We start from the raw sequence: 16,646 nt of genomic DNA on the forward strand, positions 1-16,646 counted from the left end.
CCTAAAATGCACACCGGCCATCCTGCCATCATTCGTGTATTTATATTGGTGTTGTGAACTTCCATGCTAACGAAATTTCGTCCTTTTACTCGTGAATCGGGTGCACTTATGCACCTTTCGGTTCCAATCATTTTGACTCAAATAGCGACCCAAGCGATGGGATTTGTCGATACGACTATGGCTGGCCAAGTAAGCCCTGCCGATCTCGCCGCTATTGCACTTGGCACCAGCCTTTGGATTCCTGTATTACTGCTACTGCGTGGCGTGATTATGGCGTTAACGCCTGTTGTCGCTTACCACCGCGGCGCACGCGACTTTCAAAGTATCTCTGTTGAATTCTTCCAGATGGTTTGGTTGGCATTAATCGCGAGTGTGCTACTTATCGCTTACTTGGTGAGTGCTAAACCGATCTTAGAATGGATTGGGGTTGCCGCTGAGATCATCCCTATCGGCAGTGACTATGCTTTCGCCCTAGCCTTCGGTGTGCCGGGTATTGCCCTGTTCTACACCTTGAATGGCTTCTGTGAGGGTATGAACAACACCAAAGTACCGATGATCATTTCCGTGGTTGGTTTGTTGGTGAATATTCCTGTCAACTATGTGCTTATTTACGGTAAGTTCGGCTTCCCTGAAATGGGCGCTGTGGGTTGTGGTTGGGCGACGAGCTTGGTGTACTGGCTAATGTCGGGAATGTTGTATGCTTACATTAAAGGCCATCATCACTACAAAACTATTATTAGCTTTGCGGACGCGAAACCAAAAGCAAAAGAGATGCTTCACCTTCTACGGTTAGGTCTGCCTATCGGGATGAGCATCGCAGTATGTGGCAGCATCTTTGCGGTAATCGCTCTGATGATTGGCCGTATTGGTGCAGAGAACGTAGCAGCAGCACAAATTGCACTTAACATCTCAAGCCTAACTTACGTGATTCCTATGAGTATCTCGTTTGGTATTACGATTCGTGTTGGGCATGCACTAGGTGAAAAAGATGAACTTGGCGCCATTGAGCGCAGCAAAGTTGGTATCTTGGTTGCAGCATTAATTTCATTGCTTTCGGTTGCGATGTTCCTACTGTTCCCTGAATGGATCATTAGGCTTTACACCACTGACCCTGCGATAAGCGCAACGGCAGCAGTATTGTTGACCTTTACGGCTATGTACCAATTCAGCGATGCATTGCAAACCTCGGCTAATGGCGCACTGCGTGGCTATAAAGACACCAAGATCCCGATGATCTTAGCCATCGCTTCATACTGGGGCTTGGCACTACCATTGGGCATGGTGTTGGGCTTAACAGACCACATTGTTCCAGCAATGGGGGAAAAAGGCTTTTGGATTGGTATTCTGACGGGCTTAAGCGTTTCAGCGACACTGATGTTACTTCGCTTGCGATACGTGATTAAGAAGCGTGACTTGCCACCAGCAAGTGCTCCATTGGCAAACTAAGACAGAGCATCAAGCTAATACAAAAAAGCGCGTTATTGCTACTCGGCAATAACGCGCTTTTTTATTGAATTTCTATCAATCAGTTAAAGAGTGCGGTTTAACAATTGTTGTTAACAATACGGACTGTACACTCACATCCTTCATCAGGACATTGGCTGCCATTTGTTCGGCCAAAAGAGTCATAAAGAACAAAGCAACCTTGGCGCGTCTCTAGATCCGCGTCCGTTATGTTCGTACTATCTAGTTCAGCTTGGGTAAAATCGTAATCATAACCAACTACAGTATGTCGGTTACCGAAATCAGACGTTAAGCTGTCATCATCTGACAAGGTAAGGAAATCGAGCATTTTTAATGGTTTATCACCGGACTCTCCTTGACTTTCAGGGCATAGCGTACCCCAATCAACTTCAACGCTACCAATACCAAAGTCAATCACATAGTTACTTTGGTCACCTGGGTTTGTTGCGTCCGGATTAAGCCCAGCAATAATTGCTTTCGATGTTACCTGAGTAATTACCCCTTCCATTGCGCCCGCAACACCTTCAAGTACCGCTTCTCTCGCCGACTCTTGGATATTAAGAAACCTCGAGGCAGCCGTCACCGCTAATACCGCGAGTATAATGATCACTACGATCAGTTCCATTAGAGTAAATCCGTTTTTATTCATGACATCCACATCAGCTGATAGCTCTAGAGTATTAAATAGTTGAATCAATTATCAATAACTATACATTGTAATGAGCGATGTAACACCTTATGTATCGCGTCAGAGCTATTGTATAGTCGATTTTTTGACCTTGCTTTGAATTCAAATACCTTTAAACTGAATCCTATCTTGTTTTGTCAATTATGATTTTCTGATACTTGGCTTAGCCTTATTATCGGACTAAAATTACATGACAGCTAAACTTCGTATTCGCTACCAAACGATTGAAATCGAAAACACAGATATACACCTTTGTACCCTACGTGATAATCAACAATTTAATGACCCAGATAATGTTGCACTCAATATCGGTATTTCATCCGCATCGTGGCCAATTTTTGGGGTTGTTTGGCCATCAAGTTTAGTCCTCGCCCACCATATGCTTCATTTTGATACTAAAAACAAACGTATTCTTGAAATAGGATGTGGTATGGCTTTATCTAGTTTGCTCCTCAATGAGCAACGAGCCAACATCACCGCTACCGACTTTCACCCTGAAGTTGAAGAGTTCTTAAATAGAAACATACAACTAAATAACCGAAAGAAAATTGCTTTCGAACGCGTGGATTGGGCAGACAAAGAAAGCCAATTGGGTCTTTTTGATCTTATCATCGGTAGTGATCTTCTATATGAAGACCAACATGTTGAATTGTTGTCCTATTTTATTCAAAACCACGCCAACGATACTTGTGAAGTGATCATTGTCGATCCAGGCCGTGGACGAAAAAATAAACTGAGTGCCAAAATGAGCGAGTACGGGTTTACAAATGACCACATACAACCAGAAAATACTGATTACTTAGAGCAAAAATTTAAAGGCCACATACTAAGATTCTCTCGGAACACCTAAAAGTACAGTACATTTCATTCATACGGGCTGCCATACCCAGATTTGAGTGCAGTCCGTCTTAAGTGCCAGTATGAAGAGACTTAAAGTGAGCTATATTGATGCAGTAATGAACCGCTCACTCACACATATTTAAGAAAAACATTTTGAGCATATATTATTAAGCGGCATTTAATGTTTATCATTCTATTGCGTAAAACTGGTACATTAAAACAAAGTCTTGGTATAACAGTCCAACTACCTACACTGCTCATAGGAAGTTAAATGAATGAACAAAGTAACGCCATTATTACCTGAGTCTAATTACATTCAATTGTCTGAGCTAATGCTATCGTTGACAACAGCTCTGGATATGACGGAAGGACAACCACCAGAACATTGTATTCGTTGCTGCTGGATAGGCATGCACATAGGTGAGAAAATCGGTTTATCAGAAAGCGAACTTCATGATCTCTATTTTACCCTGTTACTAAAAGATACTGGTTGTAGTAGTAATGCAGCCCGTATTTGCGAACTCTATCTCGCTGATGATCAAGAGTTTAAACGTAACTTTAAGACGGTAGGAACAAGTCTATCAAGTGTCATTAACTTTGTTATTCGCAATACGGGGAAAAATAAAAACTGGTTAACTCGCATCACTAAGACGATAGATATCTTAAAAAATGGCGATTCCTACGCTCAAGAGTTGATAGAAACTCGCTGTTCGAGAGGTGCTGATATTGCGAGAGAATTAAGGTTTAATGAAAACGTCGCATTGGGGGTTCATTCTTTAGATGAACATTGGGATGGTAGTGGTCGGCCAGAAAACCTCGCTCAACAAAATATTCCATTAAACTCTCGTATTGCGTTACTCGCACAAGTTATTGACGTTTTTCAATTTGAACACAATTTCGAAACCGCGCTAAACGAAGCAAACGAAAGAAGTGGAAGTTGGTTTGATCCCACTTTAGTTTCTGCGATAAACGAAATAGCAAAGGATAACGAATTCAGCACTGCCTTAACCTCATCAAATATCATTGATAAAGTCATGGCATTAGCGCCAGCAAAAGCCAGCATACTCATTGATGATGACTACCTTGATTGCATCGTTTTTGCGTTTGGAAAAATTATCGACAGTAAAAGCCCTTTCACATCAGGTCATAGCGAGAGAGTTGCCTTCTTTACTGACCTTATTGCTATCGAAATGGGGGTATCAGAAGAAGAACGGAAATGGCTTAAGCGTGCAGCGTTATTGCACGATGTTGGGAAGTTAGGTGTGAGCAATACAATACTCGATAAACCTGGAAAATTAGATGACGATGAATGGTTATCCGTTCAACAACATGCTCAATTTACTAAAGATATATTATCGCAGATAACCCCCTTTAAAAACCTATCAAACATGGCAGGTAGCCATCATGAGAAGCTTGATGGCACTGGATACCCCAACAAACTAAGTGCTGAATCCATTGTATTGTCAACCCGAATTATCACTACCGCTGATATTTTTGATGCTATTACAGCAGAACGACCTTACCGCGGAGCAGTACCAGTCCCAAAAACATTGGATATAATGTCTGAAAATTTAAATACTGCAATTGATCCTGAATGCTTTGAAGCATTAAAGCGTGCGTTGGATAAATTGCCAGAGGAACTGACAACTCTTGATTCCGCTGTTTAGCCATCGCTTCATACTAGGGCTTGGCACTGCCACTCGGCATGGTGTTCGAATACAAAAAAGCGCGTTACTGCTAATTAGCAATAACGCGCTATTGAATAACGGGAAATCCGACATACCTCTTAGTGAGATATGTTAGGAAGTCTAGATTTTAAATGAACCAACATAACGATCGAGGGCTTGCGACAGATCGGCCAGTTGCTGGCTCGATTGTTCCAACTTTTCACTTGCACTTAAGCCATTCTTCACTGAAATATTCACCGTATCCATATTCATATTGATCTCATTCGCTACCGCTGATTGCTGCTCGGTTGCTGTCGCAACTTGAGTGTTAATATCGAGAATAGCCAAAACTTGTGTAGAGATTTTTTCCAAAGCTTGGCGCGCCATTTCGGTTTCGGTGGTGCCCTCTTCAATTAAGCTCTTACTATTACTCATCGAGTTAACGGCGTTTTTAGCTTCAGTTTGAAGTTGGTTGATCATGGTGTCAATTTCATCTGTCGACTGTGCCGTTTTTGTTGCAAGGTTACGAACTTCATCGGCAACGACAGCAAAACCTCGACCTGCCTCACCGGCACGTGCCGCTTCAATTGCAGCGTTAAGCGCAAGCAGATTCGTTTGTTCAGATATACCTCTAATAACATCAAGAATAGTGCCGATCGATTGTGTGTTATCAGCTAGACTCACGATGATGTTAGACGCACTCGTCATTTCTGCTTCAAGGTTAGCAATCGAGGTTGTTGTCTTTTCGATTGTGTTATGCCCTTCTTGAGTCTCGCTGGTTGCCATATTTGCCGCATTTGCCGCATTTGCAGCGCTCGATGCAATTTCATTAACCGTAGCAATCATTTCATTCATAGATGTCACAACCAACATCGTTTGTTCGTTTTGTTCTTGTCCTCTTTGCAATGCTTGTTGTGACTGTTCACGAAGAGCAATAGCGGTGCTATTTAATTCAACGCCGGTATTTACGGTTTGCGTAATTATCTCGTGTACCTTGCCCACGAACACATTGAAAGCTGACGAGATTTGAGCGACTTCATCGTTCCCCTTAATTGGCAATCGGACTGTTAAATCGCCATCACCTTCAGAAATATCATGTAATGTATTTTTCAATACCAAGAGGGGTTGCATCAATTTGTTTAGAAGGAGTGACAGAACAACGAGACAAACAACAAAAATAACAATCATTGAAACCAACTGGTAACTAATTATTCCATTTGTTGCTTGGCTGACTTCGGTGATTGGAATACCGATATCAAAGGTGCCATAAAGTTCACCGTTGACATAGATAGGCGCCATGATATCAAACACCCATACTTGCTGCACATCAGCGTACCACTTCGAGTACTGCTGTACGCCTTTAGTTGCGCCTTCAACGGTATAACTATCTTCATAAACTTTGTTGAGTTTCTTTTTATCACTGTGTGCAATAGCAGTTACGTTACTATCAATAACAACGGCATAACTAACATCATTGCGCTGTTTAAGTTCACTAACCAGTTTTTGTAAGTCTTGAACTGGATTGTTCGAGTTTTCTAGGACATACCCTGCATTGCCAGCTAAAAATTCCGCTTGAACTTGAGATTTATTTAAGATTATCTCATCAATTTTTTCGCTTGAAATGAGATAGGTTGAAACCATACTCGCAGCGACCGCAATACCAAACATAATAAAAACGGCTAATAGGATTGTTTTCTTCATTTAGGTTGTCTCAACGCAAGTTTATTAAAAATTCTTTAGAGGTTTAAGAACTAAACCTGAGCTCGCATACAACACTTCTCATGTTAAAGCTCGCTACTGTTCTTTATCTGTCTAAATCTCGATAACTTTAGCGAAATTGTATGAAATCGTAACATTTGCACAATGTTTACTAATTATTTGGAACGCGTTAGTTACTTGAAGGTTGGGAGAGGAGTATAAATACGATAAATGGAAATGATTAAACACAAATACTTACGGTATCGCAGTTTTAAATCATGCCAATTTAGGAAGGATTAGGGGATTTAACAAAGACGGCCCTAAGGAGACCGCCCTGCTAGTGATATCTAGTAAGCCACATAACTAATGGAGATAATGGCCTAGCCATCAAATATACCGATTTAGTTGCGGATTGGTGACAGTAGTTCTGGGTTTACCACTAAATTTCTCACACCGTGTGCGTGATCTTCGTTAAAGTCGTTTCCTTCACACCAACGGCCAACAGTCGCAATATTAACTTTCGCCACTTGTGGTCTCACGTTCCATGTAACTTGGAAAGGCGAGCCTTGTTCATTGTAACTAGGACCGGTGGTAGAACCTGAATATTGAATCGCAGTTCCTGTATCTTTCGGAATATTGGGGGCTTGGTGCAAGCCATCGACTTTAGTGTGCTTAGCCAAGGTGTCGAAGTCGAGTGCTTTATCGTCATTCACCAACACATAGACTTGGGTTTCTACACGCAGTTGCGGGTTAGTAATTGCATCATTGAAACAAGCCCCAAGCGTTTCACCCGGTGCGACTTGCGCCGTTGAATACACGTAATGCACCTCAATAGTATCACCCGAATAAAGAGAGCCATGCTCACTAGGGCAAACCTTTTGACCGAATGATTTAAGCTCATTGGTACTCAATTTACCTGTGTACTTGTAACCACTTTGGAAACCTTTACCATCACCGTTACCGACGTATTGAGTAAACTCACCGCCTTTGTGCTCAGCATTCTTATGAAAATGAATATTACACAAGTTCATAGCTGCTGAATCTGGCGCGTCCGAAAACAGGTGGGCGTTAGTGCCTTCGAAAGAACCTAAATCTCGAGGAGCTTGCGGGCCAAACCCTTTCCCTTGTGTATTTTCCGATAACTGCGATCTTTGCTCGGCTATGACACTGTCTGAAACGGGCTCATGGTTCGCGTTAGACGCGCTTGCTTGACCTGACAATAGAGCCATAACTACACCTAAAAATACACTTCTACTCTTCATGCTTCGTCCCTAAAATATTGATAAATCGACTTAAATATCAAGCTTCACCGCGCACATATTACAGCAATCAAAAGCGAATATAAGGTACCGTCTTAGTAAGATTAGATTCCATTGTTTACTTTGATATCAGTGTAAAAGCTTTTAAGAATCGTCTTAAAAGCTTTAATACACGTAGCCCGTTAGACACGATAAATACATGATAGGTCGAACAAACGCCTACTTGTGTCGATTGTATCTTTATTCAAGCAGGTCGATTTGTAAGGTTCCAATATCAGAGATTTAATCTACTTATTTACAAAATATTCAGCCCGAATAGATCTTTAACCTCCAACAGCACTGATTCAGTTCTCTCTTTCGAGACCTGAGTGCCTTTACGTAAGATATCGATGAGCTGTGCTTTGTCATCTAACAGCTCAGCTCTTCTTTCGCGGATTGGACGCAACATATCTTGCAGGCACTCTTCCAGTACTTTCTTCGTCTGACCATCGCCTAATCCACCTCTTCGGTAGTGCTCTTTTAGTTCACTGATATAGTTAACGTCAGTATGAAAAGCATCAAGATAAGTGAACACTATATTCCCCTCGACTTTGCCAGGATCTTCAATTCTTAGATGAGTTGGATCGGTATACATAGATTTCACAGCCACCCGAATCTCTTTCTCTGTTGCACCTAAATTAATGGCGTTGCCCATTGATTTAGACATCTTGCTTTTGCCGTCGGTGCTCGGAAGACGAGAGGCATTACTAAGCAGAGGTTTACACTCATTTAAGATTGGCTTACCCGCGAGTGAGTTTACTTTTCTCACGATCTCATTGGTCTGTTCTAGCATTGGCAATTGATCGTCACCAACAGGAATCAAGGTTGCATTAAAGGCCGTGATATCAGCAGCTTGTGAGATAGGATAAGTGAGAAAGCCGGCTGGAATTGAGCGCCCAAATTCTTTGTTATGGATTTCGCTTTTCACGGTTGGGTTACGCTCCAACCGAGCGATAGATACAAGGTTGCTATAGAACATGGTGAGTTCAGCCAGTGCTGATAGGTGTGATTGAAGGCAAATCGTGGTCTTGGTCGGATCAATGCCCACCGCGAGATAATCAGCCACCACATTGAGAATGTTAGACGAAACCTTTGCCGGATTATGGGCGTTATCAGTAAGCCCCTGCATGTCGGCAACCAGTATCGTTTGGTCGTGAATATGCTGCAATGAAATTCGCTGCTGAAGTGAACCAACATAGTGACCCAGATGCAAAGGACCTGTCGCTCGGTCGCCAGTCAGAATGATTTCCGATTTGTTCGTGTTTTGAGGTGTTTTCATGGGGTATCTCCAAGTTAAAAAGGCTACTGGAGATAAAAAGAGGCGACATTTTTGATGACATTCTTAGCTACCGTCCAGCAGCTAAAGAATGTGAGTATTCCGTGCTGCTCTGTTAAGAGCACCACCAAAAGAAAATTGAAGTTGAAGCAGAATTAAATTTCATGGTTAAAACTTATCAACAATACTGACGAGCGACAACTGTTATTTACGCGCACCAAGAAAATAGGTTTAAGATTAACAGGTTATAGGCTTAATCGTTACTGGCACACAGTCCAGTGATTCGGTCACACATGGCTTTATTGACTATAAAGTGGGTGTTGAGGAACGCTAATTGGGCAAGTGCCGATTCAGCAGTACGCTCGTAACCTTGTGTAAAGCTTGGTAGCAATTGAGCAAACTTAGGAAAGCGTACTTCTAGCCTTCTATCAGACATAAATTCATCAACGAATTCAGGCTCAGGCTGTTCAGTTTGATCCACAAGATCGATCAAACGATCGAGAGCGTAAGATTGAACAAACCGACTGCCCGACAGTTTTTCGCCTCGGTTATAACGAGACATACCGACATAAAGATTGGTTAATGCTTCACCTATGATCCACGCTTGCGAATTAACTTCTGCAGTGCCCTTCTGTGATGGGATACAGCACTGAGTATCAAATTCAGGTCGCTGCCAAACTATGCGCCCTTCAGCAAAGGGGATATGCGCTAACTCGTGGGGTTCAAACACCGCAAACTCGCAAAAAATTCCGTCGGCGTACAGGACTTTATAGCCATCGACGGTATTTCTCACCGCGTAGTCGATTGGGTGAATATTAGATAGCCAATGCAAACTGTCTAAGAAATACTGCTTGTGCCCTGTTTGTACTATCGCGAAAAAATCGACATCTGAATACTGATCAAGTCGCTCCGTTTCAATACCTACTGAGCCCAATCCCAATAAAGCATGAGCCTTACTCGATGCTTCCAAAGACTCCCCGATTGCATCTAAACGCTGGAGTAATTTTTCTGGTGTGTTTATGTGTCTTGTCTGCATCACTTTATCCGTTTGCATTGCTTAATCCCTATCAAGTTAAATGCCACTCAACCTAACTGATAGTTAGAACATCTAAGAAGTTTAATTTATAAAATGTGTGTTTTGGATAACGATCTGCGCAAGTTATTGTTTAAGTTACGGTGGGAATTAGAGGTGAGAAAGAGTGTGTTCAACCGATAAACAACACTCTTCTATCATGACTTATCTTTTAATCGCTGATATTTATAACAGCTTCTCTTTGTAAAAACATTAGCTCATAAAAGCTTTGGGGTTAAACCGATGACTTAGCTAAGTAAGCTGCCATTTCTTGTGATGGCACCATGCCTCCGCCTGTCGCCCACACAAGGTGTGTTGCATTCGCTAGCGTCGACTCATCAATTTCTAGACGAGCAAGGTATTCACTATTTTGCTCAACATGAATCGCACCCGGCATACCCGCTAGCGCTGAAGGCTCAAGTTGAACACCCTCTGCTTGGTTCAGTTCGCCTAGCAATTGATACATGCGTTCATCGTTTAATGTGTAGTAACCATCAAGCAAGCGCTCCATCGCTCGACCGACAAAGCCAGATGCCCTCCCCACCGCTAAACCGTCTGCGGCGGTGAAGTTGTCGATACCAAGATCTTGCACCGCAATCTCATCATGCAAACCGGTATGAACACCGAGCAACATACAAGGTGAATGAGTCGGTTCAGCAAAAATACAATGGACATGATCACCAAAAGCCATCTTCAAGCCAAATGCGACACCACCGGGCCCACCACCAACGCCACATGGTAAGTAAACAAATAATGGGTGTTCTTTATCCACTGAAATATGTTGTTGCTCAAATTGCTGTTTGAGCCTTTGCCCTGCCACCGAATAACCAAGGAACAGGGTTTGCGAGTTTTCATCATCAATGAAAAAGCATCGAGGATCTTGTTCTGCCTCTTTACGTCCTTGCTCCACCGCAACGCCATAGTCTTGTTCATATTCAACAACGTTGACGCCATGCTCACGAAGTTTGCTTTTCTTCCAAGCTCTCGCGTCTGCCGACATATGAACAGAGACCGTAAAGCCTAATTTGGCACTCATGATACCGATCGACATGCCTAAATTACCTGTGGAGCCTACCGCAATGCTGTATTGTTGGAAGAAGTCACGAAATTCAGGTTTGAGCAACTTACTGTAGTCATCGCTCTCACACAATAACCCGGCTTCAATGGCAAGCTTCTCAGCATGCGTTAGTACTTCATAGATACCACCGCGCGCTTTGATTGAACCTGAAATCGGCAAATGGCTATCTTTCTTCATCATCAAACGCCCTTTTATTGGCTGCCGATAATGAGCTTCTAATGCTAACTTCATTGCAGGGATATCGATAAGCTCAGATTCGATGATGCCATTGGTCGCTTGAGTTTCAGGAAACGCCTTGGCTAGATAAGGAGCAAACCTTTGCAGCCTCATGCTCGCATCGTGAGTATCTTGTTCGCCTAATCCCACATAGGGTAAACCTTGCTTCAACGTCGTGATGTTTGGGTTAAACCAAGTCACTTCTTCCAGATCAACTAACCGTTGAAGCAATGGGAAGTCTGAAATGAGCTTGTCAATATTCAATACAGTCATGGGTGACCTTCTCTAGTAAAGCGCGAACTACGCTGGTTCAGTTATTAGTAAACCTATTTAAACGGTAGTTGTGTAATCATTCAATGATCTGTAGGCTAGCTTTTCTTCTCATAAGTAACCAATAGAGCAACCTATGAGGGCCTTTCTTCGTAATAGCACATTTCTGCAATTTTCGACTATGGTTCCGGGACTGCTGTTACTGCCATTCTTAGCCAAAAGTGAAAATCAACAATGGCTCATCACTCTTTGGATTAGCCAACTGCTCGACGTTTATTACCGCACTCTCTTTTGTTGACTTACGTACATCGAATAGCAGCCAAGCCGCATCGCTGGTGGATAAGCTTCATGCTCAAACCGATTCTTGGAGCGTTCCCATTCTGCTGATCGCATCTCTTGCATTTGCGTGCACGATTTTCACTGTACTGGCAGCAAGAGACAAAAAAGTCAGCGTTTAGGCCAAACAGGATGATTATGGCGTCGCGACTTTATTGCCTGCGACTGTCTTAATGTATTCACTTGGTGACACTCCAAACTTTCCTTTAAAGCGCTGGCTAAAACGCCCTTCAGATTGGTAGCCACAAGACTGGGCTAACATAGCGACGTTGTGCTGACCGCACTGCATTAAATACAGTGCGTGGCTTAAACGCACTTCCGCTAATACCTCACGATACTGCATACCTTCAAGTTTGAGTTTACGGATAAGCGTGGTGCGGCTCATCGCAAAATGTTCTGCTACTGACTCTAACGGGTGTTTCTCATCTGGAGAGTGGGAAAGATAGTGACTGAGCTTTTGACTAAAAGAGATGTTTGAGCTAGTAAACAGTCGATGCAATACACCCTTCTCCGCCAATTGCTGATATAAACCTTGCAACCAAAATTGCTGAGTCTCTTTGCTCATGCTTTGACGATCAAACGTAAACAAAGCACTCAATGAATCTTGCAAACTACGGTCGGCTTCTACAGTGGCTAGTCCTAACTCGTCTGAGCGCCGCTCACTAAAATCGAGCATCACTTGCGTAGGTTGAAAGTAAAAACTGAATACACGCGAAAGAAAACGCCCCTTATGCGGCATGTTTTCGAAACTCAGTGATGCCGACGCTTCACACAGCAATAGCTCCGAGTGTGTGAGTTCGGTTGATGAATTTTTCCAAAACAAGCGCTTACTGCCGGTGATGATCTGGATAATACTCGGGGATAGAATCCTCACATTTCGCAGCGTCTGTAATTGCTCAGATCGAAAGACGGTCACTTGATATTGATGATTCATCCCATCCCCTTGTTTGGTTGTATTTCTTGTAGCAATAATTGCTTATTGCTTTATTAACCAACTAACGAGTATAAGTCGTGGTTAATCTCGCTTTATCTAACGCCATGCTGTCCAACGTAAAACCGACCACAGCAGACGACGTGTTTTCATCTAGGTTAAGCTTATCCGTTGGTAACGCCCAAACAGTGAATTGGTAACGGTGCATACCGTCGTTCTCAGGAGGACAAGCACCACCAAAACCAATCGTCCCGTAATCGATGCGGCTTTCTTTACCACCCAGCTTAGAGATATCAACACCTCTAGGAAGCTCCTTTACCGATGAAGGGATATCAAACGCCACCCAATGCCAGAAGCCGCTTTCTGTTGGTGCGTCTGGGTCGTACGCTGTAATAGCAAAGCTTTTGGTACCTTCTGGCGCGTCTTTCCACATCAACTGCGGTGATAAGTTATCGCCATCACAGCCCCAGCTAGAGTATTCAAACGTCTTCGCCATAGGATGACCTTCTTGAATATCACTACTCGTTAGTTCAAATGCCTGAGCCGCCCCTGCAGCCAAAATACTCATTGCCAATATTGATTTACTAGTTGTTTTCATGGTGGTTCCTCTTATTAGATTTAAATCCAGTATAGTCACTTTCACTCTTAAAAAATGACAGTAAGTATACAATCACCCAACCTTGAACCAGTAAATGATACTTACTGAAATTCATCCTCATTATACAAGTACATAATTTTAGCTACCTGTATTATTTATCTTGCAGGCTTATCACAGTTTTAAATAAAAATGCACTTGTTGACATTCAGGTTACAAATCTCAACCAAAACTCTTTAGACTCGCCCTAATGACTTTTAATGAGAATGACTGGATGCGCAGGCTGACATTAGCCCTTTGTTTGACCCTTTGGCTCCCAACATTAGCCAATGCCCAAAGTTTGCAAAACAAATGGCAAACCCTGTATCAACTCAGTTGGCAATCGTCTCCTATCTCTATTTCTCAACAAGAGTTATCTCAGTATCCAAAAGTTCTGCTTCAGGAAAGCAGCCGCTACCCCGATTTCACCAAATTCAGTTGGGGCGATATCGCTGAGCTAGCCACAATACAAGATAGTTGCCTAGCGATTAAAAACACCAACCCTTTTTTGAATGATGCGATCGAATTCGAGCTGGCTTTGTGTCAGGAAAAACCGTTGGATTCCATCTGGTTTGCGGCACACTCAAAACGACATCCTGCTGGTGGCAGCTTTGCTGATCGCTATGTCGCTCATTCCCCAGAGAACAGTAAACAAATTCATCCATTTTTGAGTATTAGCAATCCTCAGCACCCGTTGCACAACAAGCTAGAAAGCTTAGAAAAAGACGGAAAAGAAGCGCTACTCAATGGATACCGCGCTTGGCAACAAGGTGATGTGCTTTGGTTAAGTGGCGAACAAGGTTGGAAAGCGATTCCGTCGGAAATTTGGCAACCTATCGCTGATCAACAAAAAGTAACATTGTTGGGCGAAAACTGTTCTTTTCGTTACAGTAACCTGTGCCTGACTGAATCGAGCAATGGCACGCTTCTAATGCAAATTTTGACCTTTTGCCTGCTGTTGTTGCTGCTTTCAGTACTAGGTCGAGTCTTATACCTGCGACGAAAAGAGCGCAAAGAGAAGCAGTTTGTGCTGCAGCTCCTCACTCATGAGCTTCGAACCCCGATCACTAGCCTTGGCTTAACCGTCGAAATGTTTAGAAATCGGTACGATGAATTTCCCGATGATACCCAAGATGCGGTTTGGCGCTTAATCTCAGACTATCAAAGGCTCTCTCAGCTCACCGAAAACAGCAAAGTGTACCTAAGTGCGGATCAGTCGGAGCCTTTGTTAAAGCAAAACGCATCCTTAGAGGAGTGGCTCGATCATGTATGTGAAAAGCACAATATCGAGTATCAATGTGAATCAAGTGATGCCGAACTTAACCTACCGTATTACTGGCTAACCATCTGCCTAGATAACTTGATTAAAAACGCCAAACAACACGGTAAAGGTGAGGTGTTGGTAAAAGTCGAACTCGCTGAAAAGCTCAGGATTGAGGTGCAAGACGAAGGCCACTTCCCTTCTTTTCTGCAACGGTTTGTATCTCGAACAACACCGAATACCAATCACAGACAAGACAACATGGGCATTGGCCTAACGATTGTCGAACACCTGATGAAGCAAGTGAATGGTCGCCTCATTATTCTTCGTAACCCGACCCGATGTATTTTGGAACTAGTTTATGAACACCCTACTGCTGATTGAAGATGACCATCTGCTTGGACAAGGTCTCGTCAGTTTTTTTGAGTCCAGTGGTTACCACTGCCTTTGGGCGAAGGATTCACAGAGTGCCAGTAAGCAATGGTTTCGAGCCGATCTTGTGATACTGGATCGACAACTCGAAGACGGCGACAGCTTACAACACCTTCCAAATTGGTTACTGCTCAAAGCTCTACCTGTGATTGTGTTAACCGCGAAAGTGGAAGTTCAACAACGTGTTGAAGGCTTGATGGCTGGCGCTAAAGATTACGTGACTAAACCATTTTCAAATGAAGAGTTGCTTGCTCGGGTGATCACACAGCTCCGTCCATTAGGTGTTAGCCACTTGAACTACGCCAACATCCAAATCAACTTGTCGGAACGAATCGCTTATCTGGATGGCAGGCCTATCGCACTCAAACCTAAAGAGTTTCAGTTATTAGTTTTGTTTGTTCAGAACCAAGGGCGAGTATTTCACCGAGATGAATTGCTCAACAAGATTTGGGGTTACCAAGCTTTCCCAAGTACCAGAACCGTTGATAACCACATACTGCGTTTACGTCAAAAGCTACCAGCACTGAATCTAGAAACACATCGTGGAGTTGGTTATCGTTTGGCTGGAGAATCACAATGAAATTAAGGACATTAACAGCACTAATCTGCACGCTACCCTTTGCGTGTCATGCGGCATGGTTTACCAATACGCCATTGCAACACACTTATCAATCACTGCTCAATGATCAACCGCAAGTGGCATGGCAAGAACTGCAAATCGCGCTTAATCAGGAGAAACTTGATAGCCAACGTTGGCTAACCGTAAAACAAGAGATCTTAAGTAGGACTCAATGTGGAAGCACTCTTGAACAAAGTGCAGCACCCAACAGCCACGTCCAAGTGAGCTTTATCTGGCGCCATGGCCTTTCTTCACAAGGCTATCAGATTAAATTCTCTGTCGAGCAGTTGAATGGAGCGATAGAAGCTCAAACACAACGAATATCTCTGGTGTCGCCTTATGGGAAAACCATTATCGACGGGCAACTCAATTCTGATGCGGCATATCAAGAGATTGAAACTAGCGAAATGTTTCTCAAACCGGAGTCTGGTGTTTACCAGTTAACCATAGGGTCAAACAACTACCCTATTATCGTGGCTTTGGATGACAGTAAACGATGGCTAACACTCGAAAGTAAACTCAACAACCCGCATATTTGGGTAACGCCGCCCAAGGTAATCGACAACTGTCCAGACACCCATGTCAGTTGGCAGTGGTTTGATAAAAATTACAATATGTTAGGTTTCAAGGTGCCAATCAAAACAACGCAAGCACCGGTTCCAACAGAAAGCCCTTCAGGCTCAAAAGCCAAGCACCTGAGTGCTTCGGTGGAAATGTTTGAATATCAAGGTGCGATTGAAATCCAATATGTACAGCGTGTCGCGGTACCTTTCTAAGCTAATACCTTTCTGAGTTAAGCTCGCTATAAAATGGAATTAAACCCCTAAGGGAAAGAATGGAGACATATAGGTGACAAAGCACCAACA

The 16,646-nt window shown here is 43.1% G+C and carries 14 protein-coding genes and 1 pseudogene; 7 read left to right on the forward strand and 8 right to left on the reverse strand.

Annotated features, from left to right (window positions below):
• Positions 1-63: 63 nt before the first annotated feature.
• Positions 64-1,446, forward strand: coding sequence for an MATE family efflux transporter (locus OCU50_RS15555; RefSeq protein ID WP_060466832.1), 1,383 nt, complete (start codon positions 64-66; stop codon positions 1,444-1,446).
• A 97-nt stretch (positions 1,447-1,543) separates the two neighbouring features.
• Here OCU50_RS15555 and OCU50_RS15560 read toward each other — a convergent pair whose 3' ends face one another.
• A complete protein-coding gene (locus OCU50_RS15560; RefSeq protein ID WP_082710307.1) occupies positions 1,544-2,113 on the reverse strand; it encodes a type II secretion system protein in 570 nt (189 codons plus the stop codon).
• A gap of 229 nt (positions 2,114-2,342) precedes the next feature.
• On the opposite strand from OCU50_RS15560, the gene OCU50_RS15565 reads away from it, so the two are divergent.
• Together OCU50_RS15565 and OCU50_RS15570 are read left to right on the forward strand one after the other, a co-directional pair.
• The gene (locus tag OCU50_RS15565; protein WP_060466834.1) at positions 2,343-3,002 is read left to right on the forward strand and encodes a class I SAM-dependent methyltransferase; all 660 of its coding nucleotides are present in this window, start codon (positions 2,343-2,345) and stop codon (positions 3,000-3,002) included.
• A gap of 265 nt (positions 3,003-3,267) precedes the next feature.
• Complete coding sequence (locus OCU50_RS15570; protein ID WP_060466835.1) at positions 3,268-4,659, forward strand: HD-GYP domain-containing protein; 1,392 nt, start codon at positions 3,268-3,270, stop codon at positions 4,657-4,659.
• Positions 4,660-4,800: 141 nt separating this feature from the next.
• Here the strand turns inward: OCU50_RS15570 and OCU50_RS15575 are convergent, their stop codons facing one another.
• The 5 genes from OCU50_RS15575 to OCU50_RS15595 form a co-directional block, all read right to left on the reverse strand.
• A complete protein-coding gene (locus OCU50_RS15575) occupies positions 4,801-6,327 on the reverse strand; it encodes a methyl-accepting chemotaxis protein (protein ID WP_082710308.1) in 1,527 nt (508 codons plus the stop codon).
• 431 nt (positions 6,328-6,758) lie between these two features.
• The gene (locus tag OCU50_RS15580; RefSeq protein WP_060466837.1) at positions 6,759-7,619 is read right to left on the reverse strand and encodes a delta-class carbonic anhydrase; all 861 of its coding nucleotides are present in this window, start codon (positions 7,617-7,619) and stop codon (positions 6,759-6,761) included.
• A 292-nt stretch (positions 7,620-7,911) separates the two neighbouring features.
• On the reverse strand, positions 7,912-8,934 hold the full coding sequence (gene trpS / locus OCU50_RS15585; protein WP_060466838.1) for a tryptophan--tRNA ligase: 1,023 nt from the start codon (positions 8,932-8,934) through the stop codon (positions 7,912-7,914).
• Positions 8,935-9,184: 250 nt separating this feature from the next.
• Positions 9,185-9,985, reverse strand: a complete 801-nt coding sequence (locus OCU50_RS15590) for a hypothetical protein (protein WP_060466839.1) — start codon at positions 9,983-9,985, stop codon at positions 9,185-9,187.
• A 253-nt stretch (positions 9,986-10,238) separates the two neighbouring features.
• A complete protein-coding gene (locus OCU50_RS15595; RefSeq protein WP_060466840.1) occupies positions 10,239-11,570 on the reverse strand; it encodes a D-serine ammonia-lyase in 1,332 nt (443 codons plus the stop codon).
• A gap of 160 nt (positions 11,571-11,730) precedes the next feature.
• Here OCU50_RS15595 and OCU50_RS15600 point away from each other — a divergent pair.
• Positions 11,731-12,025, forward strand: a pseudogene (locus OCU50_RS15600) (MFS transporter); the annotation flags it as partial.
• Between the two features lie 14 nt (positions 12,026-12,039).
• Here the strand turns inward: OCU50_RS15600 and OCU50_RS15605 are convergent.
• Both OCU50_RS15605 and OCU50_RS15610 read right to left on the reverse strand, forming a co-directional pair.
• Entirely contained in the window at positions 12,040-12,837 is a 798-nt protein-coding gene (locus OCU50_RS15605) for a helix-turn-helix transcriptional regulator (RefSeq protein ID WP_060466842.1), read from the reverse strand.
• Between the two features lie 61 nt (positions 12,838-12,898).
• A complete protein-coding gene (locus tag OCU50_RS15610; RefSeq protein ID WP_060466843.1) occupies positions 12,899-13,432 on the reverse strand; it encodes a YbhB/YbcL family Raf kinase inhibitor-like protein in 534 nt (177 codons plus the stop codon).
• A gap of 271 nt (positions 13,433-13,703) precedes the next feature.
• Between OCU50_RS15610 and OCU50_RS15615 the strand changes: the two genes are divergently transcribed.
• The 3 genes from OCU50_RS15615 to OCU50_RS15625 are packed head-to-tail and all read left to right on the forward strand — an operon-like array spanning position 13,704 to position 16,556.
• On the forward strand, positions 13,704-15,113 hold the full coding sequence (locus OCU50_RS15615) for an ATP-binding protein (RefSeq protein ID WP_060466844.1): 1,410 nt from the start codon (positions 13,704-13,706) through the stop codon (positions 15,111-15,113).
• On the forward strand, positions 15,091-15,741 hold the full coding sequence (locus tag OCU50_RS15620) for a response regulator transcription factor (RefSeq protein WP_060466845.1): 651 nt from the start codon (positions 15,091-15,093) through the stop codon (positions 15,739-15,741). Before OCU50_RS15615 ends, OCU50_RS15620 begins: the two co-directional genes overlap by 23 nt.
• A complete protein-coding gene (locus OCU50_RS15625) occupies positions 15,738-16,556 on the forward strand; it encodes a DUF2861 family protein (protein WP_060466846.1) in 819 nt (272 codons plus the stop codon). The genes OCU50_RS15620 and OCU50_RS15625 overlap by 4 nt, the downstream gene beginning before the upstream one ends.
• Positions 16,557-16,646: the final 90 nt, after the last annotated feature.

The sequence above is a fragment of the Vibrio toranzoniae genome (assembly GCF_024347655.1).
GTDB lineage: Bacteria > Pseudomonadota > Gammaproteobacteria > Enterobacterales > Vibrionaceae > Vibrio > Vibrio toranzoniae.